Source organism: Variibacter gotjawalensis, assembly GCF_002355335.1.
GTDB lineage: Bacteria > Pseudomonadota > Alphaproteobacteria > Rhizobiales > Xanthobacteraceae > Variibacter > Variibacter gotjawalensis.
In genome coordinates this window covers 3,108,891-3,132,771 of record NZ_AP014946.1, presented here as the reverse complement: position 1 = coordinate 3,132,771, position 23,881 = coordinate 3,108,891, and the positions used below count along the sequence as shown (strand labels likewise).

The following is a 23,881-nucleotide window of genomic DNA, read 5'->3' as shown; positions in this document are numbered from 1 at the left end:
TTAAGTTGATCACAACCTCAGCTTATCTGGATACTGCCGATCGAAGCCGCGGCCCCGGGCTGCAACGGCTGACTGATGATCGGCCATGATCCGGTTGCTTCAGCGACAAAGGCGATGCGCGTCGTCCGTTGGGGCAGCGCCACGACAGTGTCCAGCCAGTAGGGCTTCCAACCATCGTCCATTGAATCCAGAAGCCTGAACGGCGTTCCTCCAATGTGCACGGCTTGCGGGATGGGCGTACTGTTCGTCAACGCCAACATTACGGTCTGGCCCTTCTTGGCGGACAGTGCGGGTGGGGACGCTGGGTCGAGCGCTAGCTCCGCTCGTTGAGCCCTGCCGAACTCCATACGGCTGTTCAATGGGTTCGGCGGTAAAACTGTAGGCGGCCCCGAAGGCGCGGGTTTGGCGGGCGCGTCCGGACTGTATTTGAGCGAAATGGTTTGAGCCGCCCCAGCTAGCGTCTCGACCATCAAGGGAGCGATGGTGCCGGCTGGCATGGTCATGTCCACGAACAGATCGGCCCGGTTGCCGGGTGCTAGAGGGACGCGGCCGTCGCGAGCGATAAATGGCTCCGACGGATGACCGTCGAGCGCCATGACGTTAACGTCATGCTGATCAAGCCGGACCGCCATCATCTCGGCGGGGCTGGCGTTGAGAATGCGGAGGCGCACCCGTTCACCCGCGCGAACCGGGATTTCGCGGCCTGAATGGCCGTTAGCCGTGCGTTTGTCGCCGGCTACGTTGATGACGAGCGGCACGTCGCGGTCGACCGCCACGCCATCATCCACGATCAGCAGCCCACAAAGGCCATTCGCGGCTTGTCCCGATGGTAGTGCCCTATACCAGAATGTTCCGGCATCTCGCGGCGCAAGGCTGAAGGTTCCGGTTTGCCCAGGCGCAAGCTGCAATACCGGGTCGCGGACGCTGCGCAACCCCGGAAAGTAGATCGATACCGGTGCCGTTAGATCGTTCCCAAACGTCGCTGAAAACGGCTTGCCTCGCGTTGCTCTCAACGCCGGGCCCGGGAACACGCCATCGAAACCGGAAGCGAGCCCGTCGATCGCCGTTTTGAGCGGTTTCGCGCGCAACGGAGCGTCCTGTGCCGAAGAAGCGCGCCCGGAGGCCCAGAGAACCATTCCGGCAGCGCCGAGAGCAAGGATTTCTCGGCGGCTTGCCGACAGACAAGGGAGGGCGATCATCCGGCGACCATGGCCGCGTCAAAGGGCTTGCGCAAGCGGGTGAATTTAGTTGCTGACTGGCCGCTTCAGCGTGCTATAAGCCGCGCCGCCCGACCGCGGTGTGCAACTCGCGAACGGCGCGCGCAAGCGGGCGTGGCGGAACTGGTAGACGCGCTGGATTTAGGTTCCAGTGACGCAAGTCGTGGGGGTTCGAGTCCCTCCGCCCGCACCAATTTGCGGACCGCGCTGCCGACGTTCGCTCACCGCGGAAAATTCATACGAGTTTGGAAAGACCGATGCAGGTACAAGAAACAGTTTCCGAAGGATTGCGGCGCGAGTACCGCGTGGTTGTTCCAGCCGCCGAGCTTGAGACGAAGCTCGATGCGAAGCTTGACCAGCTCAAGGGCCAGGTCCGTATCAACGGCTTCCGCCCCGGCAAGGTGCCGGCCGCGCATCTGAAGAAGCTGTATGGGCGCTCGGCGATGGCCGAAGCGATCGACACGACTGTCAACGAGACCAATCAGAAAATCGTCGCCGACAACAGCTTCCGCATGGCGACCGAGCCGAAGGTCACGTTGCCGACCGAAGAAGCTGTCGTTGCCGAAGTGATCGATGGCAAGCGCGACCTCGACTACACGGTCGCTTTCGAAATTCTTCCGAAGATCGAAATTGCAGACGTGCGCGGCGTGCAGCTCGAGAAGCAAGTTGCCGCTGTTGCCGATGGCGAAATCGACGAGGCACTCGATCGTTTGACGGCGCAGCAGAAGCCGTATCTGCCGAAGGGCGAGGGCGCGAAGGCCGCAGAAGGCGACCGCGTTCAAGTCTCGTTTGTCGGTACGATCGACGGCAAGCCGTTCGAAGGCGGCACCGCGGACGACATCGCGGTCGACATCGGTTCGAACACGTTCATCCCGGGCTTCGAGCCGCAGCTCGTCGGGATCGGCGAAGGCGAAACGCGCACGCTGAACGTCACCTTCCCGGAAAACTACGGCAACACGGAACTTGCCGGCAAAGCCGCTGCGTTCGAAGTGACTGCGAAAGCCGTGCAGGCACCGGGCACGCTCGTTGTCGACGACGAGTTCGCCAAGCAACTCGGCATGGAGTCGCTTGCCAAGCTGCGCGAGGCGATCAAGGAGCGCATCAAGCGCGAGCACGACGGCGCATCGCGTTCGAAGATCAAGCGCGCGCTGCTTGATGCGCTCGACGAGAAGCACAAGTTTGAGCTGCCGCCGACGCTGGTCGAGGACGAGTTCAACAACGTCTGGAACACCGTGACGAACGACCTCAAGCAGCAGGGCCGTACGTTCGAGCAGGAAGACACGACCGAAGAGAAGGCGCGCGACGAGTACCGCAAGCTCGCGGAACGCCGCGTCCGCCTCGGCCTCGTGCTTGCCGAGATCGGCGACAAGCAGAAGATCCAGGTTTCGGACGAGGAAGTGAGCCGCGCTGTCGTCGATCGCGCGCGCCAGTTCCCGGGCCAGGAACAGCAAGTGTGGGACTACTACCGTAAGAACCCGCAGGCACTGGCGACGCTCCGCGCCCCGATCTTCGAGGAGAAGGTTGTCGACTATCTGCTCGAGCTAGCGACCGTGACCGAGAAGGAAGTCTCGAAGGAAGAGCTCTTCAAAGTCGACGAAGACGAAGCGTAAGCGCTCGTTTGGGTTGCGTGACGAGGCGGCCGGACGGCGCGACAATGCGCCGTTCGTTGCTTGATCTTGCCGATCCGGCAAAAGCCTATATCTGTTGCCTCGATGCTTTTGTGAGCCCGATTCTGACGGGCAGCCCTCAGGTGATGAATGCGCGATCCGGTTGAGACCTACATGAACCTCGTCCCGATGGTGGTCGAACAGACCAACCGGGGCGAGCGTGCCTACGACATTTTTTCCCGCCTCCTGAAGGAGCGGATCATCTTCCTCACCGGACCTGTCGAAGACGGCATGGCGTCGCTGGCGGTTGCGCAATTGCTGTTTCTTGAGGCGGAAAACCCTAAAAAAGAGATCAGCATGTACATCAACTCGCCGGGTGGCGTGGTGACGTCCGGCATGGCGATCTATGACACGATGCAATTTATCCGCCCGCCTGTAGCGACTCTTTGCACCGGTCAGGCTGCTTCGATGGGCTCGCTTCTGCTTGCGGCCGGCGAAAAGGATATGCGCTTCTCATTGCCAAACGCTCGGATCATGGTCCACCAGCCGTCTGGCGGCTTCCAGGGCCAGGCCACCGACATCATGCTGCACGCGCAGGAAATCCTCAATCTCAAGAAGAGGTTGAACGATATCTACGTCAAGCATACCGGCCAGAGCCTGAAGAGGATCGAAGACGCCCTAGAGCGCGATACCTTTTTGACTGCCGAAGGTGCTCGCGAATTCGGCATCGTCGACAAGGTGCTGGAGAAGCGCCCAGAAGACGTTGCCGTGCTGAAACCATAATCGCGCAGGTTGGCGCGGGGTTTGCTTATCAATCACAGGCTGATGCGATGTGTCAGCCTGAGGCGCGTATCGAGTGTCATGCGGAAAAGTGCCGTTTAACCGGCCCGAATTATCGTTAATGCTTTCTTGATCATCGCGACACTATCGTGGTTCGCTGTGAGTCTCGGAGGTAACAGTCGCGTAGGGTGTTTGGCGTTAGTACTGCTCCAGGATTGTGAGCGCAGCGCTGCTAATTAAAGTTGGGGTTGTGTCGCGTTTCGATTCGCGACCGGCGCCGGAAATAGACGGAGACACGAATGAGCAAAGTTGGCGGCAGTGAGTCCAAGAACACTCTGTACTGCTCGTTCTGCGGCAAGAGCCAACACGAAGTTCGTAAGCTCATCGCAGGCCCGACGGTTTTCATCTGCGACGAGTGCGTCGAACTCTGCATGGACATCATCCGCGAGGAAAACAAATCCTCGCTCGTGAAGTCGCGGGACGGCATCCCGACGCCGAAGGAAATCTGCAAGGTCCTCGACGATTACGTGATCGGCCAGAACCACGCCAAGCGCGTGCTCTCGGTCGCGGTGCATAACCACTACAAGCGCCTCAATCATCAGACCAAGCACAACGACGTCGAGCTCGCGAAGTCGAACATTCTCCTGATCGGTCCGACCGGCTCGGGCAAGACGCTGCTGGCGCAGACGCTGGCACGCATCCTCGACGTGCCGTTCACGATGGCTGACGCGACGACGCTGACCGAAGCCGGCTACGTTGGCGAAGACGTCGAAAACATCATCCTGAAGCTGCTGCAGTCGGCCGACTACAATGTCGAGCGCGCGCAGCGCGGCATCGTCTATATCGACGAAATCGACAAGATCTCGCGTAAGTCCGACAACCCGTCGATCACGCGCGATGTGTCGGGTGAGGGCGTGCAGCAGGCGCTCCTGAAGATCATGGAAGGCACGGTTGCTTCGGTGCCGCCGCAAGGTGGCCGCAAGCATCCGCAGCAGGAATTCCTGCAGGTCGACACGACGAATATTCTGTTCGTCTGCGGCGGAGCTTTCTCGGGTCTCGAAAAGATCATCTCGGGTCGCGGTAAATCTACGTCCATCGGTTTCGGCGCGCGCGTCTCGGCGCCGGAAGATCGCCGCACCGGCGAAATCTTCCGCGAAGTCGAGCCGGAGGATTTGCTCAAGTACGGTCTCATCCCGGAATTCGTCGGCCGCTTGCCGGTTGTCGCTACGCTCGGCGATCTCGACGAGGCGGCGCTCAAGAAGATCCTGACCGAGCCGAAGAATGCGCTGGTCAAGCAGTATCAGCGTCTCTTCGAGATGGAGAACATCGACCTCACGATGACGGACGAGGCACTCGGCGCGATCTCGCGCAAGGCGATTGAACGCAAAACCGGTGCACGTGGTCTGCGGTCCATCATGGAAGGCATTTTGCTCGACACAATGTTCGAGCTGCCGAGCCTTGAGGGTGTTGAGGAAGTCGTGATCTCGAAAGAAGTCGTCGAGGCGACGGCGCGCCCGCTTTACATCTACGCAGATCGCGGCAACGAAGCGGCGGCAGGCAACGCCAGCGCTTAGCCTGCGGCGTTCAGACAGAAACGCAAAAGGCCGCGATGCAGATCGCGGCCTTTTCGTTTGCGGGAGTGCGTGAACGTTAGCGGACGCGCTCGGGCGCGCGCTGTGTCGCGTGCAGCGCGTTCACCAGATAGTCGAGCTGATGGCCGGCGCGCTTGGCTTTCGCCGTCAGGTAGCGGCGATTGTCCGAATTCACCGGTGCCTCGATCGGCATGCGGCAGCCGACCGTGATGCCCGCGTCGGCTAGACCGCGCAGTTTCGTCGGATTATTCGTCATGAGATCGACGTGCGAGATGCCGAGAATTTCCAGCATGCGCGCGGCGCCGCCGTAATCGCGTTCGTCGTCCTCGAAGCCGAGCATCGTATTGGCGTCGACCGTGTCGAGGCCATCGTCCTGAAGCTCGTAGGCGTGCATCTTGTTGACGAGGCCAAGCCCGCGACCTTCCTGCGGCATGTAGAGAACAACGCCGCCTCCCGTCGCTTCGATGCGCGAGATCGCAAGCTGAAGCTGATCGCCGCAATCGCAACGGCGGGAGCCGAAGACATCGCCCGTAAGGCACGACGAGTGAATGCGCACCGGCACGGCCGTTGTCGTGTCGGGATTTCCGATGACGACGGCGACCGGATTATTCCCGGCCGCGTCGCGGAATACCACGAAGCGCGTAAGTTGCGCATTCGCGAGAGGAACGCGCGCTTCACCCGCTATGGCGAGCGATTCGACGAGTTCGTACTTATAAGTCGCAACTTCGTCGGCGTTTAGCGCGGGAAGCGTGTCGTGTTTCGACGATGCCGGCGCAACGAGCGCCGCCGGAAGTTTCTGCGCGAGCTTCATCAACGCGACGATGGCGCTAGGTTCGCTCGACACCACAACGGGTAGCGTGAGGCGTGCGCCTTGCTCGGCGACGAGCGTATGAATTTGCGATGCGTTGATTGTCGATGACAGCGTAATAGTCGCTGAACCATCCGTATCGACGCCCAGGGCCTGCGCTCGAGTGGCGCTGATGACGAGCTTCAACGGCGATGGTGTGCAGAGGGCGGCGAATTCGCGCAAGCGCGCATCGTCGAGCCCATCAACCGAAAGCACCGTCTCTGTCGTCGTCCGCGAAACCATGCGCATTGGACGCCCGGCACGCACTTCCGTCAGAGCGCGCTCGACCTCAATCGCGGCTTTCGAGCCGAAGAGCGAGGAAGCGCCCCCATTCCCGTTCTGCATTGGAAACCAGCCCCGACGCTGACCCAAGGAGGCCCACTGCGAGCCTACTGCGGTTTTTGCTTTCATATCACGACTTTACGGTTCGCGAACGTGGGAAGTTACGTGGGCGCTCGGAGGAAAGTTTCGTTTGATTCATCGGCCGTTAACGCGACGTCGCGGCATTCCGTTCCGGCGACGAGCCGTCTCAAGTGGTAGGGCGTGCGAAAAAGTCGATATGACCGACCACGATCCGGCTTTCGGCGGCCTCGATGCGCTCGTCTCGGCGCTCGAGCCATGCCGATGTCTTGAGCCGCAGGCTCGAATCGATTTCGGTAGCGGCGACCGCCCAACCCGCCAGGGTGGCTTTTTGAATTGCAGTGTCGAACGTTTCGAACACCCAGTCCGCCGGGCCGCTGACGACCTCGTACCCAACGTTCTCGAATTGACGGACGGCGGCGGTCGCGGCGTTAGGCCCGAGGGCAGGGCCGAAGCCCTTGTCGCTCTTCTGGTGGAGATTGACGGCGTCGACGACCGGACGGTCGAGCGGATCGCTGGGCGAAATCTCTACCCGACCGTCGTAGCTCAACGCGGCGTAGAATGGCAGCCGTCTGGCAGCAAGTTCTGTCGCGAGCCGCTCGAGCCATTCCTCCGAGACGAGGTCGAGCAATGCCGAGGTCGTCACCAGATCGATCGGGCCGTCTAATGCCGCCTCGACGTCGAAGGCGAGGTCGACGGGCTGCGTTATGATTTTTCGGTTCGGTCCCGCGGCGTCGACACCTGCGCGCGCGAGCAGGCTGAGGTCATTGTCGACCAGCTTCCACATTTGCGGCTGCTTGAAGCGGGGGCCGACGGCGCGAGCCGTCGAGCCGGTGCCACAGGCAAGGTCTGTGATGCGTAAGGATGGGAGGGCGTCGAACTGCTTTGCGACAGCCGAAAGCACATCGGCGTTGCGGGCGCGTAGATCGTAGGGCTCGCGCAACGTCAGCCATTTGGCCGAAAAACCAGTCATGACAATCTTTCCAACACATTCGCGATGCGGACTGCACATCCTTCCCAGGTGGGGAGATGTTCGGCCGCGGCTTCGGCATTGCGCGACATCGTAAGACGAAGCTCGCGATCTTCGATGAGTTTTCGCAGTGCATCGGCGAGCGCCACATCGTTTCCGGGCGGAACAAGTATGCCTGTTCCGCTCGGCACCGTATCAGGAATCGCCCCGCCGGTTGTCGCGACGATAGGCAATCCGGCGGCGATCGCTTCGGTGATCACCATGCCGTAGCCTTCGTAGTGCGACGCGAGGACGAAAACATCCGCGGAATCGTACAGCGCGTTGAGTGCGTCGTGCGAGACGCTTCCGGTGAGTGCGATGCGGTCGTTGAGCGACCGCTCGCTGATGAGCTTGCGCAGGTCAGCGGCGCATTCCGGATTGCGATCGAGCGTGCCTGCAATAGTCAGACGCCACGGCAACGTACGCAACTTCGCCAACGCGCGAACCAGAACGTCATAGCCCTTACGGGGCGACACGGCACCAACGGAAAGCAACGCGATCTCGGCTTTGTCAACGCGTCGCGCGACGGGGCGGCGATCCACGCCGGGCTCTGCGACCGCGATGCTTTCCTTTGACACGCCGTACGTCTCCACCAACGAGCGAGCCGTTGCAGGGCTTGTCACGATTACTGCGCGGCAAACGGTAAGCGCCTCGCGTTCGCTCGCGGCGAAGATCGCGCCGTATTCCGGCGATACTCCGGTCTCGAGAGCGAGCGGATGATGCACGAGCGCGATTGGCTTCGCTCGCATGTTCCGAGCAGCGTCAGCGAGGATACCGAACGCGAGGCCATCGATGATCGTTGAAGTGTCGCCTAGGGCGAGAAGCCGTTGTGTCGCAGCTTCTAGCGTCGCTGCGCTCGGATACGGAAAACCCTCGCCGAGATCGAGGACATCGACACTCCAGCCCAGCTTGCGCAACTCTTCGATAACGCGCCGATCATACGCGTAGCCGCCCGTCGGCGTGTCGAGATCACCCGGCACTGCGAAGGTGACGCGCTTCACAAAGCCTGCTCGTACCACGCCCGCGCCACGTGAGATTCCGAGAGCGTTACGCGGATAGAATTGAGGTCCTTGCCGTCGCGACCGAGGCCGCCGGAACGCGCGGCTTCCGCGAGCGCATCATAGATGTACTTGCACATGAACTCGGTCGTCGTGTTCTGGCCTTTGAACTTCGGATTGTCGTCGAGGTTCGAATAGTTGAGCGGTTTCAGCGTCGCTTTCAGCACATCCAGCGCGCGGCCGATATCGACGACGATGCCGTTGTCATCGAGCGATTTCGCGATGAAGCATGCATCGACCACGAATGTCGCGCCGTGCAGCGCTTGCGCCGGACCGAACACCGCGCCACGAAAAGAATGCGCGATCATGATGTGATCGCGAACTTCGACTGCGAACATTCGAACTCCTCAATAGTCGATAACTTGGCAGAGCGTGCCGCTCTGTGGCAAAAGAATACGCGGCAGCGCGTCGGTTAGTTTCGCGAACGCGACACCCGGCGCGAGCAAGGCGTCGAGACGCGCATCATTCAACAGCGCGATCGCCGCGGCGAGACGGCGGCCATGGTCCCACCGCGCGCGATGCGATGTCGCGACGTGTCCGACCTGGCTCGAGATCAGTTGAAGGCGGCGGCTATGGAAACTTTCGCCGAGCGGAGCCGTAACTCCGTCGATGCCGTACCAACTCATCTCGACGATCCGGGCTTCCATACCGGCAAGCTGTAGCGCCGTCCCAAGACCAGCCGAAGACGCACTCGTGTGGAAGACGACATCGCATTCTCCCGCCGCTTCGGCCGGGCCTGCGAAGCGCGCGCCGAGTTTTTCGGCGATCGCGCGCCGCGCCGGGTTGACGTCGACGAGGGTCACTTCGGCGCCGGGTAAGCGAGCGCAGAGATATGCGACGAGGCAGCCGACCACGCCGGCGCCAATCACCGCGATCCGGTCGGCGGGGCCGGGGGCTCCATCCCACACTGCGTTCAGTGCCGTTTCCATGTTGGCGGCGAGGACGGCTCGTGTCGGCGGGATTTCGTCCGGCACGACAGCGACCATGTCAGCACTGATCGTATAGGCGTCCTGGTGCGGGTAGAGCGAAAACACCGTGTTGCCGACGAGTTCGGCTGCCCCGGCCTCGACAATGCCGACCGAGGCATAGCCGTATTTCACCGGGAAAGGGAACTCGCCGCCCATCTCGGGTGCTCGCATGCGGTCGTATTGATTGGGCGGGACATTGCCGGCCGCGACCAGCGCCTCGGTGCCGCGACTGATCGCGCTGTGGAGCGCACGCACACGCACTTCGCCGTCGCGCGGTGCCGGCACCTTTTCGTCCCGCAGCTCGGCTCTGCCCGGGCCGGTGTACCACAACGCCTTGGCGTCCAACGTTTCCTCCGGCCCCGAGGGGGCTTTCCATCTTGGATCAACGCCTATAACGGTTGCGAGCCCAAAACAAAACCATGGACCGCCAACGCATGTTGACGCGCCCGGAAGCCCTTAGGGGGCCGGTAACCGCCACGGACCCTCGGCTGACCGCGCGTCGTCTCGCGTTTTTCACGGTCGTCTTGGCCACAATGGCGTTGCTGATCTGGCTGCTGGCCGTCGCGCTGTCGCCGGGCGGCCTGGGCGTCATCGACTGGATTTTGATCATCGCCTTCGCGGTTACGCTGCCGTGGTCCGTGATTGGCTTTTGGAACGCCACCATCGGCTTCGTCATCATGCGCTTCGCGCGCGATCCCGTCGCCGTCGTTCTTCCGGCAGCCGCCAAGGCCGGACCGAACGACCGCATCGTGCGCGAGACGGCGATCCTCCTTTGCGTTCGAAACGAAGCGCCTGAGCGCATCGTCCGCAACATCGAGCCATTGCTCAAAGGGTTGGTGGACAGTGGATGGCACGACGCCTTCCATCTCTTCATCCTCAGCGACACCAATATGCCGGAGATGGCGGCGCAAGAGCAAAGCGTCTACGGCGCGCTCGGCGACAAATGGGGCGACGATATCGCGATCACGTATCGCCGCCGTTCCAACAACGAAGGGTTTAAGGCCGGGAATATCGAAGACTTCTGCAGTCAGTGGGGTGGTGACTACAGCTTCGCCATCACGCTCGATGCCGATAGCTTCATGACGGCCGACGCGATGCTGCGGTTGGCGCGCATCATGCAGGCCGACGAAAAACTTGGCATCGTCCAGGCGCTCGTCGTCGGGATGCCGTCTACCAGCGCGTTCGCGCGCGTGTTCCAGTTTGGCATGCGTCTCGGCATGCGCTCCTACACGACCGGCAGCGCGTGGTGGCAGGGCGACTGCGGGCCTTATTGGGGGCACAACGCGATCATCCGCCTTGCGCCATTCATCGCGCATTGCAAGCTGCCGAAGTCCGAGCGCAAAGGCGTGCTCGGCGGTCATATCCTCAGCCACGACCAGATCGAAGCGGTGCTGATGCGCCGCGCCGGTTGGGAAGTTCGGGCCCTGCCGGACGAAGCAATCGGCGGCTGGGAAGAGAACCCGCCGACGCTGCTTGAATTTATTCGGCGCGATCTGCGCTGGTGCCAAGGCAACATGCAGTACTGGCAATTCATCGGGTTGCCGGGGTTGAAGTGGGTGAGCCGGTATCAGCTCGCCTTCGCGCTGCTGATGTTTGTCGGCTCGCCGGCATGGATGGCGTTGCTGGTGTTCGGCACGCTCGGCGTTGCGCTATCGCCGACGCCGGCGGCTTTCATTCGCCCCGACGCAGGCGGTTGGCTGTTTGCGATTATCCTGACGATGTGGTTCGCGCCGAAAATTGCGACCGTGATCGACGTGCTCTCGCGCGCAGAAGCGCGCCGCGCATTCGGCGGAGGCGTGCGGTTCGTCGCCAGTGTTGTCTGCGAGACGTTGTTCTTCATACTGCTGTCGCCAATCATGTGGTTCGGCCACACGCTGTTTCTCATCGGGCTTTTCTTCGGCCGCGCGATCGGTTGGATCGGGCAATCGCGCGACGATCACGCGGTTCCGGTTGCGGCTGCGGCTGCGCAGCTTTGGCCGCAGACCGCGCTCGGGCTCGGATGTATGCTTGTGCTTGCGCTGACTGCCCCACGCGCTCTCCCGTATGCGCTGTTTATCGCCGGCGGTTTGATCGCCGCTATCCCGTTGGCGGTCATCACAGCGATCCCGGGCCTCGGGCGCGTCATGGCGCGGGTTGGCATCGGGCGTCTACCGGAAGAAGTGACGACGCCGAAAGAGCTAGCCGATCTGCGCCTTCCCGCCATCGAAGCGGCACACAGCAAACAATGACGCTGCGGACCAGAACCGCGCGCGCTGTCGGCCGCTCGCTGCGCATCTACTACGGAGACGCATCGCGCGGCGACGCGATGAAAGCGCACTATGGCGCATTCCTGAAACCCGGCGATCTCGCGTTTGACATCGGCTCTCACGTCGGGGATCGCGTCGCAGTATTCCGGGCACTAGGCGCCCGCGTCGTCGCGCTGGAGCCGCAGCCGCCGCTCGCCCGTGCGCTGCGACTTTTGTACCGGCACGATGAAGGCGTGACGCTTGTCCGCAAAGCCGTAGGGCGCGCCGAAGGCGAGGTGACGCTCATGGTCAATGTTGACAATCCAACGGTCACCACCGCTTCTGAGGACTTCGTACGCGCCGCCGACGGCGCAGCCGGCTGGGAAGGGCAGGCGTGGTCGAGTGAAGTTGTCGTGCCGATGACGACGCTGGATGCGCTGATCGCGGCGCACGGCGATCCGGATTTCATCAAGATCGATGTCGAAGGCTTCGAGGCCGAAGCACTGGCGGGTTTGTCGCGGCCGGTTCCGGCGCTGTCCTTCGAGTTCACCACGATCCAGCGCGACGTCGCAGCCGATTGCATACGCCGTTGTGTCATGCTCGGCTACGTGCAATTCAACGCAGCTTTGGGCGAGAGCCAGCTGATGACATTTGGTGACTGGGTGTCAGCCGAGGCCATCGCGCAATGGCTCGCGCAATTGCCGATAGAGGCCAATTCCGGGGATATCTATGCGCGGCTTACGTAAAGCGCTCGTCGTGTTACTGTCCGGCATGACCATGCAAACCGCTGCCGCGCAGGACATATCGGTAGACTTCGTCAATGCGAGCGAGCCAACGCTCTGCGCCGAGAAAGACAACGTCTACATCAAACTGATATCGCCGGCGGTAAGCCGCTTCGTCATCACGGCCGAACATCCGTCGTATATGGGCACGATCGTCGCGGATCGCTGGGCACCGGATTTCCGCAATTGCGACATGTCGTCGGATCCGACCTTCAAGTTCGAGCCGCGGCGCGTCACGCTTTATGAGACCGAAGAGTGGCAACTGGTCGGCCTGACTTTCCCAAGCTTCTGGCGGCCAAACCAAGTGCCGGTGCGTGTCGGCGACAAAGTGGAGAACGGGCTCCATCTTTTGCAGTTGTGGAAGCGGCATCAAGAGCGCGCCGAAGAAGTTCTCGTCCTCTATCCGGCTGACGGGTATTGGCGCGCGCGTCCGCTGCCGCCTGCGCATCTGCGCTGGAGCGCTTATGGCTCGTCGTTCCTTCTTGGACCAATCGAGACAACGGGGCGTCCGCTGGTGGACATCAAAAGCATCGCGTTCGATCCCGTGAAGAAGAGCTTCCGTCTCGACTTCGTACGCGGCGGCAATGCGACCGTGTCACTGAAAGAACTCGATGCTGAGAAAATCGAGGTTGATGTTGCGGTCGACCCTGTGCGCGGCGCCGAGCAGCCGTTCGCAGCGTTGCGTTCGATGTATGTGATGGAAGGAAATTCCGACGTCGCGCAGATTGCTTGGCGCGCGAAAGGGTCTCAGGCCTGGACGCAGGAGCCCGTGATGGCTTTCAAGAAGGCCAGCGGAGTCGAATTGTGGACCGGCCGCACGGTGCCGTCACGGCACAACACCAGCGCGCCGGATACGATCTTCCGCGACTTTAAGTGAGTCCGAGTTTGCGGCGCAGCTGCTGCCACGCGCCAATGAACGGATGATACGTGAAACGTACCGTGTGCTTGCCTGGAGGCAGTACGATGGCGCGGAACATCACATTCGCTTTTAGGATTTCTGTTGCGGTGCCGTCGATCGTCGCGCGCCACCAGGGATGCCAAACGTCGTTGAGCAGGAGATAGCCGCCGTCGGCCGCGTCGGCTTCGATGACGGCTTCGGTGTTCGTATAGCGGCGAATTGTTGCCGTTCCCTCGCGGCGCGCTTGATCGGCTAGAGGTGGTGCTCGGTTCAGCAGTAGACCTTTGCGCGGGTCGACGCCGTCAGGCCAGCCCGTGCGGACGAGGTCTACGAACTCGGCTTGGCGAGCACCCGGCACGATCATCACGCGCGGAAGTGCGCGCGGATTTTCGTAGACGTAGGCGTCCTCGGTGCGTGCGAGAAGTTTGAGATCGCCGGGCGACAGCTTCTTGTCGATCTGTTCGGCCGGCACGCCGAGGGCAAGAAAACGCAAGCCAAGCAGATCCGCCATCGTTGAGCGATAAGACGGGAAGAGCGGCGAGAAGGTGCGCTGCTCGGCGACCGCCACAGTATCGCCGACTCCGGTGACCTGCTGGAAATCTCGTAGCCGCAGAGGGTTCTGCGCGAACAAGCTTTCGAAGCCGTGGACGAGTCCGAGGCTCGGCCAGTGATACTCGATGGCAGCCACTTCGATGCGATCGCGCCGTGCGCCGCCGGTGCTCATGTCGACACTCGATTTCAGCAACGCCACGGTTTTGTTGCGCGTGCCGGTGAGCAATTCCTCGTAGTTATCGGGCGCGAGTCCTGTCGAGACGTTCGGCCCGTTGTTGTAGCTGAGATCAGCAGCCATGAAGGCCGCGAGAAGCGCTGCCGCTAGCAAGGGCGAAGGTGATGTTCTGCGCACGAACCAAAGCGTAGCGATCGCTGCGATGAGGAAGGCGGTTCCGACCGCGACCGGCCATAGCGCGACGCGCAATGTGCCGGTGACGATCGCGCCGGCGAGGGCCGCTGATATTGCTGCAAGTAGCGCGATCAATGCCGCGACAATCGCGCGGCGGAATGCGCGTTCTTCGATCATCAGCAAGCGATGGACGGAATACCCGGCGACGATCGCGAACAGCGCGCAGAATAGAAACGCCGCGTCGGCGGGGCGGCGGAAATACGAAATGCCCGGGAAGGCTTCGTAAGCCACGCGGAACAGCGGCGTGTACCAGCCAAGGGCAAAGAGGATCGCGGCGATGCAAGCGATCGTGAAACAACGCACCTCTCGTTGCCAAAGACTGCGGCTCGTCAGCGCGAGCCCGATCAGAGCCACCAACGGCAGGGCACCGGCATAGAGCTGCGCCATGTTCTGAGCCAGCACGAGCCCCGTCTCGCCCCATGGGTAACTCGCCGGGCCCCAATACGGCACGCTTTCGTCGACGGCTCCATAGAGATCGGAGAAGGCGAGGGTAAGGAGGTGCATCGGATGCAGCGATCCGCGCGCCGCCTCAGCGTAAATGATCTCCGGCCTGTTGGACTCACCGGCGAGGAGCCACGTCAGAACGATCGGGATGATCGCAAGCAGCACAGCGATCACACCGCAGACGAAGAGCGGTTTGATGCTCGCGACGACGCGTTTGACGTGGTCCGCGCCGTCAAGCCAGTGAAGGAGCACGAACAGCGCGAGCAAATAGAGGCCGATCATCGCGACCTGATCGCGGCCGCTAGCGATCGCCGCAACGGCGACGCCGCAAAGTGCCGCGTAGGTGATGGACCGGCGCTCGAGGGTTCGCAGCAAAAGCCACAGCGCCAACGGGAAGTAGGCCGCGCTCATGACCTCGCCAGTGTGCTGGATGCGCGATGCGCATACCCCGCCGAACATGAACGCCAAAGCCGCAACGAGGGCGCCGGCGCTGTGCCAGCGACGATCACGGAAAATCATCACAATGCCGAGCGCGCCGGCGCCGAGGGTCGCAAAGCTCACGCCGTCGACGGCACGAAATCCGGGCGTCGGTTGCAGCCATGCCAAAATCAGATGCGGTATCGAGAAGATGAGCGACTGCGGATCGGCAATCTCAGGCCAACCCGCGAAGGCATCGGCGGTCCAGAATGGCGATTGCCCGGTTGCGAGCGCGCGCGCCAAGAACGCCTGCGCCGGAAAGAATTGGGATTTCGCGTCCCACGGCACGGTGACGGCACCCGACAGCCAAGGCCACGCGAGCAGCAGCGCCGCTGCGGTCAGAAACGCGAGAGTTGAAGCAAGTTCTCGGCGCGTCACGACGCCATGCGCCAAGCGACGAGGCCCGCGAAAGCGGCCGGAATACCGAAAATGATTAGCAGAATGGGTAGCTCTTCAACCACCGTATATCCGGCCGTGTTCACGCCGATCGTCAGATTGATCACTGCGACGAGGAGCCAGATCGGCAGAAAAATTGCGAGGGCCAGACCGATTGTGCTTGCCGGGCTCAACGTTCGCATCAGGAAAAAGATGACCGCGAATAACGCCGTGCCGGAGAGGATGAAGATCAGCGTCCGCATGTCATGTCTTTCGCGATGGCTCGGCGGCGGAGAATGTCTCCCACGCTGCGACGATGCAAAGGATAAGCGAGGTAATGCCGGAATAGACCCACGGCTCGAACGCTCCGTAGAACGGTGCCGCGACCACGAGAAGCGCCAAGCCGACGAGATGCGACAATGGGAAACGACCCCAGGTCACGCGCTTAAACAATAGCGTGCCGACAAGGAACAACGCGGGGGCTACGAGGAGACAGATGGCGGTCTTGCCGTCGACGTGGCCGGTCGGATGCGCGAGGACGAGTTCATCGCCAACAGCGGCGACTATGATGCCGGCAATCATCAGCAGCGGGATGTAGGTGTAAGCTGTTCGCGCGATCCGGCCCGGGTCGTCCGAATGTTCGATGCTGTGCGCGGCGCGCTCCGCACCGACGTTGAAGTAGATCCACCACATCGCGACGCTGGCCAAAAACGCGAAGAAGAAAGCGCCCCATGTCGCCACGCTCGCCGGTGCTTTGGCTGCGGTCGCGCCGGTGACGAGGATCGACTCGCCGAGCGCTATGATGATGAAGAGACCGACACGCTCGGCGAGATGCTCGCCGGAGACGTTCCAGTCTTCAGTCGACGACCGGCCGAGGCCAGGAAAGCGGAAGCCGAGGGCAGGCGAGACGTACTCGATCGCAATCGCGATCAGCCACAGCGCGAAGCGTGTGTTCCCCTCCGCGAAGCCACCGGAGATCCAGAACATGGCGGAGACCGCGCACCAGGCGGTGATGCGCTGGAAGTTGCGATAATTCTCAGGGCTGTGTGCTCTGAGGCTCCACATCATGAACAGCGAGCGACCGACTTGCATGCCCGCATAGGTGCACGCGAAGACCAAGCCGAGCGGTCCGAACGCTTTCGGGATCGACGTCGTCAGGACGAGCCCTGCCAGCATCAGCGCAAACAACATGATGCGGACGGCCGTCAGGTCCGGATTGAGCCAGTTCGTGCACCAAGTCGTGTAGATCCACACCCACCAGACGGCGAGGAAGATCAGGCCGGTCTGCAGCACGCCACCGGGACTGAAGTGTTCGAGCAGATTGTGCGAAAGCTGGGTGACGGCGAAAACGAACACCAGATCGAAGAAAAGCTCGACGTTGGTGACTTTGACCTCGGACTCCGATCGGAGGAGATTCCGCTTTGCGCGCATAAGGTTCTCGGCGAGTGACGACTCGCCAGAAGCACACCATGAAGCGGCCCGCACGACAACGTGAACGGTAGAAAAATCCAGCCTCGCATGAACCTTTTCAGCGGAGCGGCGTTGGATAAATACCTATCCGACGAGGAGCGATCGATGAAACTTGTTCTCTTCGCTGCAGCTTTTGCCACCGCATTGGCACCCGCAGCTTTCGCGCAGGAAGCCCCGAATTTCGATGCACGCCCTGGCTGTCAGGCTGGCGCACGGAGTGGCCTCGTCGCTAAACCGGATACGGACGCGTGTGTCCGCGGGGAACTCAAGGCGCGCGATCACATGGTCCAGCAGTGGGCCGAGTTCCCAGCACCCGACAAGCAGCGTTGCGTGGCGAAGACGCACATGGGCGGGCCGCCGAGCTACGTCGAAGTGCTGACGTGCCTCGAGCTGGCGCGCGATGTGCGCCGCATGCCGAAGGACGACAACACGGGCCTCGACAGCGGGCTTCGCCGCTAACGGTCATTCCGCGACGATCTTCGCATCGCGGATGAGCGCGCCCCACTTTGCGGTTTCTGCAGCGACGAACCGTTGCGCAGCTTGTGCCGAACGCTCACCTGCGGCGGGAAGCTGGACGCCGAGTTCGCTCAGTTTAGTCGGGGTTGCTTCGTCGCCTATCGCTTTCCAGATCGAAGCATTCATTGCTTCAACCAGGGTTGGGGTTGTGGCGGCGGGCGCTAGAATAGCATTCCACGTGGTCGCTTCGTAGCCGGGAAGTGTTTCCCCAACAGTCGGAAGGTCGGGCAGTACAGCCGAGCGTGTTCTACCGGTTGTCGCGATACCGCGCACTGATCCAGCCTTGACTTGTGCGGCGCCCGTTACGACGCTGTCCATCATGAAAGCGATACGTCCTGCGAGGAGGTCGATCATCGCGGGGCCCGTTCCGCGATAGGGTATGTGCTCGGCGCGCGTTCCCGTCATCTTGGTCAAGAGTTCGACTCCTAGATGCGACGAGCCACCGGTGCCGCTGCTGCCGTAGGTGCGAGGGCCGGCGCGAAGGTTGTCGATCAAGCCGGCAAGATCGCGCACCGGGCTGTCAGCCGGGACCATGATCACCTGAGGCACGACACCGATCAGCGCGACAGCTGCGAAATCCTTCTCCGGATCGAATGACAGCTTGTCGCCACGCAGCGCGCGGTGAACGGCATGCACGACAGTCGTGAAGAGTAGGGTGCCGCCGTCCGCCGGTGCGCGCGCCACGGCTTCAGTTCCGATCAGCGCCCCGCCACCTGCACGGTTCTCGACAATCGCGCGGATGGGGAGCGTCGCGGACAGCCGATCCGCGACGATGCGCGCCACGGCATCCGTCGGTCCACCGGCCGCGTAAGGGACGACGAGGCGGACCGGTTGGCTTGGCGACCACGCGGCCTGCCCGTGCGCACGCGTTGCGAATGCAAAACAAGGAGCGGACTGCAGAAGTAGACGGCGTGTTACGACCATTGTCTGGTTCTTCCTTTTGGAAGTAGTTGCTCGCGGCAGGAACTTTTCAAATTTGGCGCTGAACGGGGAGACCGATATTCTGCACCTTGCCGCAAACGAATCAGAGAGCAAGCGGGGTTCGTGTTTCAATCGCCGCAGCTTCGTTCGAGGTAGTTGAATGCTTGATCATCAGAAGATTTCCGACGATTACTCGCAGAATTTTGCGGCTTTTCGTACGAAATTGGTAGGGACCTCGGGCGAACGTTACGTCGTTTTTGTAAGGCGGCTCAAGCCGAGATTCTGGGTCGTCTATCGGGACATAGCCGCCGGATATTCTGCGCTTGCGCTGACGTTGGTTCTTGCGGTCCTCGCCCCCGCGTGGGGTGTGCCTAAACTGCTTACGTCGACTATCGCGGCTTTCTCGATTGGATTCTGGATCGCGTATCTGCAGTTGTTCATCCACGAAGGCGCTCATTATAATCTTGCGCCTGAAAAAAGCAGAAGCGATCACATTTGCGACTGGGCCATTTCCTGGATGATCGGCACAACTGTCGAGGCCTATCGCGCCGTTCACTTTCAACACCATCGTGATCTTGGAAAAACGACGGATACAGAGTTCACGTATTTTTTCCCGCTCAACCTGCTGTTCGCTTTGCGCGCGTCGTTCGGGATTCGCGCTTTCGAAGTGTTGCTCGCGCGTCGGTCAAATGCAGATCGGTCAGTTCCCGCCGCGCGAAATCGCCGGGCGTTCCTTTGGCTGGCGGGCGGTGCCGCGATCCATGGGATAATTGTCGCCGGGACGTTTCTGCTAGGTTGGTGGTGGGTGTCGGTCGCTTGGATCATCGGCGTCGCAATGTTCTTTCCGCTGTTCGGCGCTCTTCGTCAGTTGCTTGAGCATCGAAACGACGAATTCGATGCTGCGACTGATTTTAGAAGCGAGGAGCACGGGCCTTACACGAGACTTTTCAGAGACGGCCCAGTGTCTGCGACGTTCGGCGGTGCCGGCTTTAGCCGACACCTCCTTCATCACTGGGAGCCTCAAGTCTCCTACACGAACTTGGCTGAACTCGAGTCCTTCCTCGAAGGCACGGAGGTTCGGCATATTATGGCCGCACGACGCACGACGTATCTGACAACTTTTCGCAAACTGTGGACCTGATGACGAAACTCTGTCCTGTTTGCGATGGGAAGAACACGAGGCTGCACGCTGCGGCAACCGACATCGAATACTTCACGACGGAAGCGATGTTTGAGTTTTATCGGTGTGACGACTGTGAGGTCCTCTTCATAGCTCCGATGCTTCACGATCGGCTTTCAGAGATTTATCCCACCAACTATTACGCGTTCGGACGGAGCGATGGCATCGTCCAGCGCATCAAGCGCTGGCTCGATCGGCGTATGTTCGCGTCTATTCTAAAACAGCAAACTGGCTCGCAGCTCGCGGCTCTGGATGTCGGTGGCGGCTCGGGCTGGTTGCTAGACATTGTGAGACAAAGCGACGCGCGTGTGACTAAGACCCAAGTTGTCGACATCGACCCAGGTGCCGGAGACGCTGCGGTAGCTGCGGGGCACGACTATTTTCTAGGTCCGATCGAGGATTTCGAGACGACTGATCGCTTCGATCTCATTCTCATGTTGAACGTCATCGAGCATGTCCACCGACCGGATCAGATTCTCGGCAAGGCCCGATCCTTACTGAATCCTGGCGGGCTGCTGCTGATTAAAACGCCGAATTTCAATGCGCTGGATGCGACCATTTTCCGGCGTCGCTCGTGGGGCGGCTACCATACCCCGCGCCATTTTGTGCTTTTCAATCGAGAGAGTTTGACGCGTTTCGCTGAGCAACAAGGCTTGGTTGTTCATTCCTTCGCGTATACGCAGGGAGCGCCGTTCTGGGCAGTCTCGGTGCTGAATGAACTGCGCCGCGTTGGGCTCGTCAAGGGCTCCCGCGAAAAGCCGATCGTATATCACCCGCTGATTCCGGTCCTTCAAGCCGTGTTCGCAGCGTTCGATTTCATTCGCCGCCCGTTCTCGCGGCTCTCTCAGATGATCTTTGTTTTGCGGGCGCGCTGAGGCGCGCCGAGTGGCGCGCCGGCCATGCCGAACAAACACGATGAGGCGCTACTCCATTTGGAGTGAAGGATAACGCCTGGCGCCCTTCCCAAGCTCGTTAGATCGACCGGAGGAGGGCGGATCGAGTTTTGGCGGAAGGGGTGTCTGCCAAACTCTATTGCACCGGCCTTTCCCAATGTCCACAGAAGAGTACATTTCAAGGCGTTTTGCAGGGGTTTCTCTCTACTGACGTGTACCGACGTGTGTCCAAGCGTGCTACAATCGACGCTCAAAGTTAGGGCCGAAGTTAGGGCCAGCTCGAAGGGTTCGATGCCTCGTCAAATCCATAAGCTGTCCGCGCGGACAGTCGCTACATTGAGAAAAACAGGCCGGCACGGCGATGGCGGTGGGCTTTATCTTTCGATCTCGCCGAGCGGAGGTCGCAAATGGGTGTTCCTCTATCGCCGCAACAACAAACTCCGCGAAATGGGCCTAGGAAGTGCACGCGACGTCTCGCTAGCAGACGCAAGGGCAGCAGCAGCAGAGTTGCGTAAAGCACTTCAAGCTGGCCTCGACCCTCTTTTGCAGCGTCAACTTTCCGAGGGTGTGACGGTCACGTTCGCGGACTGCGCGAAGCGTTATATCGACGCGAACAAGGCTGGGTGGCGTAACGAGAAACACGCGGCGCAGTGGGAAAGAACGTTGGAAGTTTACGCCTATCCAGTGATCGGGGAACTGCCGGTCGCAGACCGGAACAACCCACGGAAGCCGTAAGCCACTCCTAGAATTTCTTCTGGTGGCCATTCCTCGCAAGCCATTCGCGGATCGCGGTTCGGATAAGTGCTGACCGAGTTTGGTCGAGCTTGCGGGCAGCCTTATCGAGAGGTTCGCTCAAATCTTTGCCTAGCCGGAGGCCAAACATCGGGTCCATCCCGGTGGCAGGTCGCCCGCGCTTCTTTGGCTTATTGGCTGTAGCCTTCATAACATTTGCGTTTAGCGGAATATGGCGGCAGCATCAACCGGCCAAGTTTTGCTTCAGGTTATTGCGCTGACAGGAGAAGTTCGATGCCATATCGCAGCGGCAAAGACGGTCCGGCGGTGAAGCGATATTTGACAGTGCTGTTTTGGATTGCTGCGCTAGCTTGCATGGCCATCTTAGCAGTTGTCTTAGTGAAGCCGATCTTCAACTAACAGATTTGGTTGCGGACGGAGCTGTAGGTCGGCTGTCGCGATACTCGCTCAACACACCAAGAAGTTTGGCGCCAATCTCTGCCGGTACAACACCCTTGATTTCGAGTTGCAAAAAACCGCCGGGAAGCGCTTGCATCACGATCTGCGGCGTCTCGTGTGTCTTCGGCGCTTCAGGTGGTCGATCACTCATCTGCTAACCCCTTAAAGCTCGCATGCCTCAGCCCGCCTTCAACTTCTTCAAGATACTCGACGCGCGCGCTGTAGCGTGGCTCAACCCACACCGTGCCGGGCTTGTCGATCGACTTGGTCAAGGCTGCAGCGTTGCGCATCAACGGCTCTAGCTTCGCGCGCACCTCGGCGCCGGACTTGGCTGAGAAACCAGTGCTGACCTTGCCGACGTATTCGAGCTTGCGACCGTTCTTGCGTGCGAGGCGTAGCGCCTCAACACCGCGGCCGCGCGTTGAAGGCACATAGCCGACGATTGTGTACTCGGCGCGCTTGGAGCACTTTACCTTGACCCAGTCGGTTTGTCGCCGGATCTGCACGGCGCGTCTATGCGTTTGCAGATGATGCCTTCGAGACCGAGATCGCATGCACTCTCGAACACGCGTGGACCCGGTGTCTTCGATCCACTCGACGTATTGCAGCGGTGACGGTGTAGAGAACTTCGACACCTGCGAGAGTGCATCCTTGCGCTTCATCAAAGGCAGGTCTCGCAAATCAACGCCGTCGCGCCAGAGGATGTCGAAGATCCGATACTGCACGTCGCTAAGGCGCTTGCCGCTATGCAACGCCGTAAAGTCGCCGCCCGCATAGTTGGGGACGATTTTCTCGCCGTCGAGGATGGCGACGGATGCGGGCAACGCATTCAGAGCCGAGACGACATCAGGATGCGATCGTGTAGTCGTAGCCGTTGCGGGTCCAGAGCGTCACCTCGCTGGCGTGAATACCGGCCTGGATGCGATAGCCATCAAACTTGACTTCGTGAATCCATTTCTCGTCATATGGCGCGACCTTCAACAGGTTCGGCTTAGCGGGTTCGAGAAAGCCGGGAAAGCCGGCGGGCGCGGCGGGGCGCTTGCGAGATGACATGGAAGCCTACGATACGCGTTGCTAGCCCAGACGCGACTCAATGTTGGAACGACTTTATCGTTCCACGGCCGCTATTGGGCATGCCCGGATACGGGCACTGCCGTCGCTATCAGCAGAAGATTGCTGCGGCTCGATGAATACCCAAGTCGTAAGAGGGCATTAGGGTCGTCCTCATATAATGTCTGCGAGGTGAGACATGGCAGAAGACCCTTATGAAAAAGCACAGCGGATGCTCCAAATCGCTGACATGATGAGCAATCCTAAAGACGCGAAGAAAATGCGGGCAGCGGCCGAAACGCTTCTCTTCGGTTCGTCGATGACGAAGTTTGTGCACCAGGAGCAAGTGTTGCCTGAGAAGGTGTCGTTAAGAAGGGTGGCAAAGCTTTCGTAGTGATCAAGTGGCGGTAAACGTCATTTTATTTGTTCGGACTTGTCCGACGGATCTGCGCTGCCTTTGGTACCCAATCTTTTTATAACTGCCTGGCGATCCACTTCTGTTTGGCTGATGATGGAGCAAAGCTAAACGGCGGAGATGGGAAGAGGGCAGGTGCTTTAATTTGTTGTTGGTCGATCGGGCGTACGCTAGCCTGCTCCATGGTTACATTGCGAATTGCTTTCATATTTGTCGCGGCTTGTTTTGCGACGCCCGCGTTTTCTTGGCATCTGGTTCAGCTGTTCGATAGGTCAACAAATCAACGATATGAGTTGGCCTGGGCACCCAGCGGCGCTGCGCGGCTGCAGGTTCTATGTATCGGAAACGAGCTTTCCATCGAAGTCCTCTTGTTTACTGCTCCTAAGGCGAGCCAATCGCTTCGCTTCAAGTACGACAAGGGCGCTTTCGAAAATGATCAAGGCTCTGTTGGGCGTACCGGCAACACTATTGTTGCTTCGAAATGGACCGGCGGTGGCCGCGCCGAGACGATTGCCCGCCTGATCGCCGCTAGAAAATTCACACTCGAAATTGGTGATGCCGCATATGATTTTGATCTCTCATCCGGCGGCAAAACGATCTCTCAGATACGTTGTCCGCTGGCTTAACAAATCTGCATTGCAGTGA

26 protein-coding genes and 1 tRNA gene are annotated in these 23,881 nt (G+C 60.6%); 13 read left to right on the top strand and 14 right to left on the bottom strand.

Annotated elements, in window-relative coordinates; all coding sequences use genetic code 11:
• Positions 1-17 precede the first annotated feature (17 nt).
• A complete protein-coding gene (locus tag GJW30_RS15230) occupies positions 18-1,088 on the bottom strand; it encodes a multicopper oxidase family protein (protein ID WP_165391578.1) in 1,071 nt (356 codons plus the stop codon).
• A gap of 237 nt (positions 1,089-1,325) precedes the next feature.
• Here GJW30_RS15230 and GJW30_RS15225 point away from each other — a divergent pair.
• The 4 genes from GJW30_RS15225 (at position 1,326) to clpX (ending at position 5,178) form a co-directional block, all read left to right on the top strand.
• A tRNA-Leu gene (locus GJW30_RS15225) sits at positions 1,326-1,410 on the top strand.
• A gap of 64 nt (positions 1,411-1,474) precedes the next feature.
• Complete coding sequence (tig, locus tag GJW30_RS15220; RefSeq protein WP_096356772.1) at positions 1,475-2,827, top strand: trigger factor; 1,353 nt, start codon at positions 1,475-1,477, stop codon at positions 2,825-2,827.
• A 147-nt stretch (positions 2,828-2,974) separates the two neighbouring features.
• Positions 2,975-3,607 carry an ATP-dependent Clp protease proteolytic subunit gene (locus tag GJW30_RS15215; RefSeq protein WP_096356770.1) on the top strand — a complete coding sequence of 211 codons (633 nt, stop codon included), beginning with the start codon at positions 2,975-2,977 and terminating at the stop codon, positions 3,605-3,607.
• Positions 3,608-3,903: 296 nt separating this feature from the next.
• Complete coding sequence (gene clpX, locus GJW30_RS15210; protein WP_096356768.1) at positions 3,904-5,178, top strand: ATP-dependent Clp protease ATP-binding subunit ClpX; 1,275 nt, start codon at positions 3,904-3,906, stop codon at positions 5,176-5,178.
• Between the two features lie 76 nt (positions 5,179-5,254).
• Here clpX and GJW30_RS15205 read toward each other — a convergent pair whose 3' ends face one another.
• From GJW30_RS15205 to GJW30_RS15185, 5 genes are all read right to left on the bottom strand, one after another.
• Positions 5,255-6,388 (bottom strand): GTP cyclohydrolase II, encoded by a 1,134-nt coding sequence (locus tag GJW30_RS15205; protein ID WP_157746763.1) that lies wholly within the window; start codon positions 6,386-6,388, stop codon positions 5,255-5,257.
• Positions 6,389-6,572: 184 nt separating this feature from the next.
• The gene (locus tag GJW30_RS15200) at positions 6,573-7,346 is read right to left on the bottom strand and encodes a class I SAM-dependent methyltransferase (RefSeq protein ID WP_130364509.1); all 774 of its coding nucleotides are present in this window, start codon (positions 7,344-7,346) and stop codon (positions 6,573-6,575) included.
• Positions 7,347-7,372: 26 nt separating this feature from the next.
• On the bottom strand, positions 7,373-8,413 hold the full coding sequence (locus tag GJW30_RS15195; protein WP_245408522.1) for a glycosyltransferase family 4 protein: 1,041 nt from the start codon (positions 8,411-8,413) through the stop codon (positions 7,373-7,375).
• Positions 8,410-8,808 (bottom strand): 6-pyruvoyl trahydropterin synthase family protein, encoded by a 399-nt coding sequence (locus tag GJW30_RS15190; RefSeq protein ID WP_096356760.1) that lies wholly within the window; start codon positions 8,806-8,808, stop codon positions 8,410-8,412. Before GJW30_RS15190 ends, GJW30_RS15195 begins: the two co-directional genes overlap by 4 nt.
• A 9-nt stretch (positions 8,809-8,817) precedes the next feature.
• On the bottom strand, positions 8,818-9,783 hold the full coding sequence (locus GJW30_RS15185) for a zinc-dependent alcohol dehydrogenase (RefSeq protein WP_096356758.1): 966 nt from the start codon (positions 9,781-9,783) through the stop codon (positions 8,818-8,820).
• Between the two features lie 89 nt (positions 9,784-9,872).
• Here GJW30_RS15185 and mdoH point away from each other — a divergent pair, with 89 nt between their 5' ends.
• Genes mdoH through GJW30_RS15170 form a run of 3 tightly spaced genes read left to right on the top strand, consistent with a single transcriptional unit; the run spans position 9,873 to position 13,322 of the window.
• The gene (gene mdoH, locus GJW30_RS15180; protein WP_157746762.1) at positions 9,873-11,666 is read left to right on the top strand and encodes a glucans biosynthesis glucosyltransferase MdoH; all 1,794 of its coding nucleotides are present in this window, start codon (positions 9,873-9,875) and stop codon (positions 11,664-11,666) included.
• Positions 11,663-12,409, top strand: coding sequence for an FkbM family methyltransferase (locus GJW30_RS15175; RefSeq protein ID WP_096356754.1), 747 nt, complete (start codon positions 11,663-11,665; stop codon positions 12,407-12,409). The genes mdoH and GJW30_RS15175 overlap by 4 nt, the downstream gene beginning before the upstream one ends.
• Positions 12,393-13,322: a hypothetical protein gene (locus tag GJW30_RS15170; RefSeq protein ID WP_096356752.1), complete on the top strand. Its 930-nt coding sequence runs from the start codon at positions 12,393-12,395 to the stop codon at positions 13,320-13,322. Before GJW30_RS15175 ends, GJW30_RS15170 begins: the two co-directional genes overlap by 17 nt.
• On the opposite strand, the gene GJW30_RS15165 is transcribed toward GJW30_RS15170, so the two are convergent.
• From GJW30_RS15165 to GJW30_RS15155, 3 genes are read right to left on the bottom strand one after another with little or no spacing between them, the layout of a single operon-like run.
• Positions 13,315-15,603, bottom strand: a complete 2,289-nt coding sequence (locus GJW30_RS15165; RefSeq protein ID WP_130364506.1) for a hypothetical protein — start codon at positions 15,601-15,603, stop codon at positions 13,315-13,317. The genes GJW30_RS15170 and GJW30_RS15165 overlap by 8 nt on opposite strands.
• Complete coding sequence (locus GJW30_RS15160) at positions 15,600-15,863, bottom strand: hypothetical protein (protein WP_096356748.1); 264 nt, start codon at positions 15,861-15,863, stop codon at positions 15,600-15,602. Before GJW30_RS15160 ends, GJW30_RS15165 begins: the two co-directional genes overlap by 4 nt.
• A gap of 1 nt (position 15,864) precedes the next feature.
• The gene (locus GJW30_RS15155; RefSeq protein WP_096356746.1) at positions 15,865-17,031 is read right to left on the bottom strand and encodes a low temperature requirement protein A; all 1,167 of its coding nucleotides are present in this window, start codon (positions 17,029-17,031) and stop codon (positions 15,865-15,867) included.
• Between the two features lie 144 nt (positions 17,032-17,175).
• On the opposite strand from GJW30_RS15155, the gene GJW30_RS15150 reads away from it, so the two are divergent.
• A complete protein-coding gene (locus GJW30_RS15150) occupies positions 17,176-17,529 on the top strand; it encodes a hypothetical protein (RefSeq protein ID WP_130364504.1) in 354 nt (117 codons plus the stop codon).
• 3 nt (positions 17,530-17,532) lie between these two features.
• On the opposite strand, the gene GJW30_RS15145 is transcribed toward GJW30_RS15150, so the two are convergent.
• Positions 17,533-18,510, bottom strand: a complete 978-nt coding sequence (locus GJW30_RS15145) for a Bug family tripartite tricarboxylate transporter substrate binding protein (RefSeq protein WP_096356741.1) — start codon at positions 18,508-18,510, stop codon at positions 17,533-17,535.
• Between the two features lie 157 nt (positions 18,511-18,667).
• On the opposite strand from GJW30_RS15145, the gene GJW30_RS15140 reads away from it, so the two are divergent.
• The 3 genes from GJW30_RS15140 to GJW30_RS15130 all read left to right on the top strand — a co-directional run bounded on the left by GJW30_RS15140 (position 18,668) and on the right by GJW30_RS15130 (position 21,315).
• A complete protein-coding gene (locus GJW30_RS15140; RefSeq protein ID WP_096356739.1) occupies positions 18,668-19,648 on the top strand; it encodes a fatty acid desaturase in 981 nt (326 codons plus the stop codon).
• Positions 19,648-20,562: a class I SAM-dependent methyltransferase gene (locus GJW30_RS15135; RefSeq protein WP_096356737.1), complete on the top strand. Its 915-nt coding sequence runs from the start codon at positions 19,648-19,650 to the stop codon at positions 20,560-20,562. The genes GJW30_RS15140 and GJW30_RS15135 overlap by 1 nt, the downstream gene beginning before the upstream one ends.
• 309 nt (positions 20,563-20,871) lie before the next feature.
• Entirely contained in the window at positions 20,872-21,315 is a 444-nt protein-coding gene (locus GJW30_RS15130) for an integrase arm-type DNA-binding domain-containing protein (RefSeq protein ID WP_130364502.1), read from the top strand.
• Between the two features lie 7 nt (positions 21,316-21,322).
• On the opposite strand, the gene GJW30_RS23230 is transcribed toward GJW30_RS15130, so the two are convergent.
• The 4 genes from GJW30_RS23230 to GJW30_RS15115 all read right to left on the bottom strand — a co-directional run bounded on the left by GJW30_RS23230 (position 21,323) and on the right by GJW30_RS15115 (position 22,824).
• On the bottom strand, positions 21,323-21,463 hold the full coding sequence (locus GJW30_RS23230; RefSeq protein ID WP_430727101.1) for a CopG family ribbon-helix-helix protein: 141 nt from the start codon (positions 21,461-21,463) through the stop codon (positions 21,323-21,325).
• A 261-nt stretch (positions 21,464-21,724) separates the two neighbouring features.
• Positions 21,725-21,922, bottom strand: a complete 198-nt coding sequence (locus GJW30_RS22720) for a hypothetical protein (protein ID WP_130364500.1) — start codon at positions 21,920-21,922, stop codon at positions 21,725-21,727.
• Positions 21,915-22,595, bottom strand: coding sequence for an ATP dependent DNA ligase (locus GJW30_RS15120; RefSeq protein ID WP_096356731.1), 681 nt, complete (start codon positions 22,593-22,595; stop codon positions 21,915-21,917). Before GJW30_RS15120 ends, GJW30_RS22720 begins: the two co-directional genes overlap by 8 nt.
• 22 nt (positions 22,596-22,617) lie before the next feature.
• On the bottom strand, positions 22,618-22,824 hold the full coding sequence (locus GJW30_RS15115) for a hypothetical protein (protein ID WP_096356729.1): 207 nt from the start codon (positions 22,822-22,824) through the stop codon (positions 22,618-22,620).
• A 196-nt stretch (positions 22,825-23,020) separates the two neighbouring features.
• Between GJW30_RS15115 and GJW30_RS15110 the strand changes: the two genes are divergently transcribed.
• The gene (locus GJW30_RS15110) at positions 23,021-23,215 is read left to right on the top strand and encodes a hypothetical protein (protein ID WP_096356727.1); all 195 of its coding nucleotides are present in this window, start codon (positions 23,021-23,023) and stop codon (positions 23,213-23,215) included.
• Between the two features lie 314 nt (positions 23,216-23,529).
• On the top strand, positions 23,530-23,862 hold the full coding sequence (locus tag GJW30_RS15105; protein ID WP_130364497.1) for a hypothetical protein: 333 nt from the start codon (positions 23,530-23,532) through the stop codon (positions 23,860-23,862).
• The last annotated feature ends 19 nt before the right edge of the window (positions 23,863-23,881 follow it).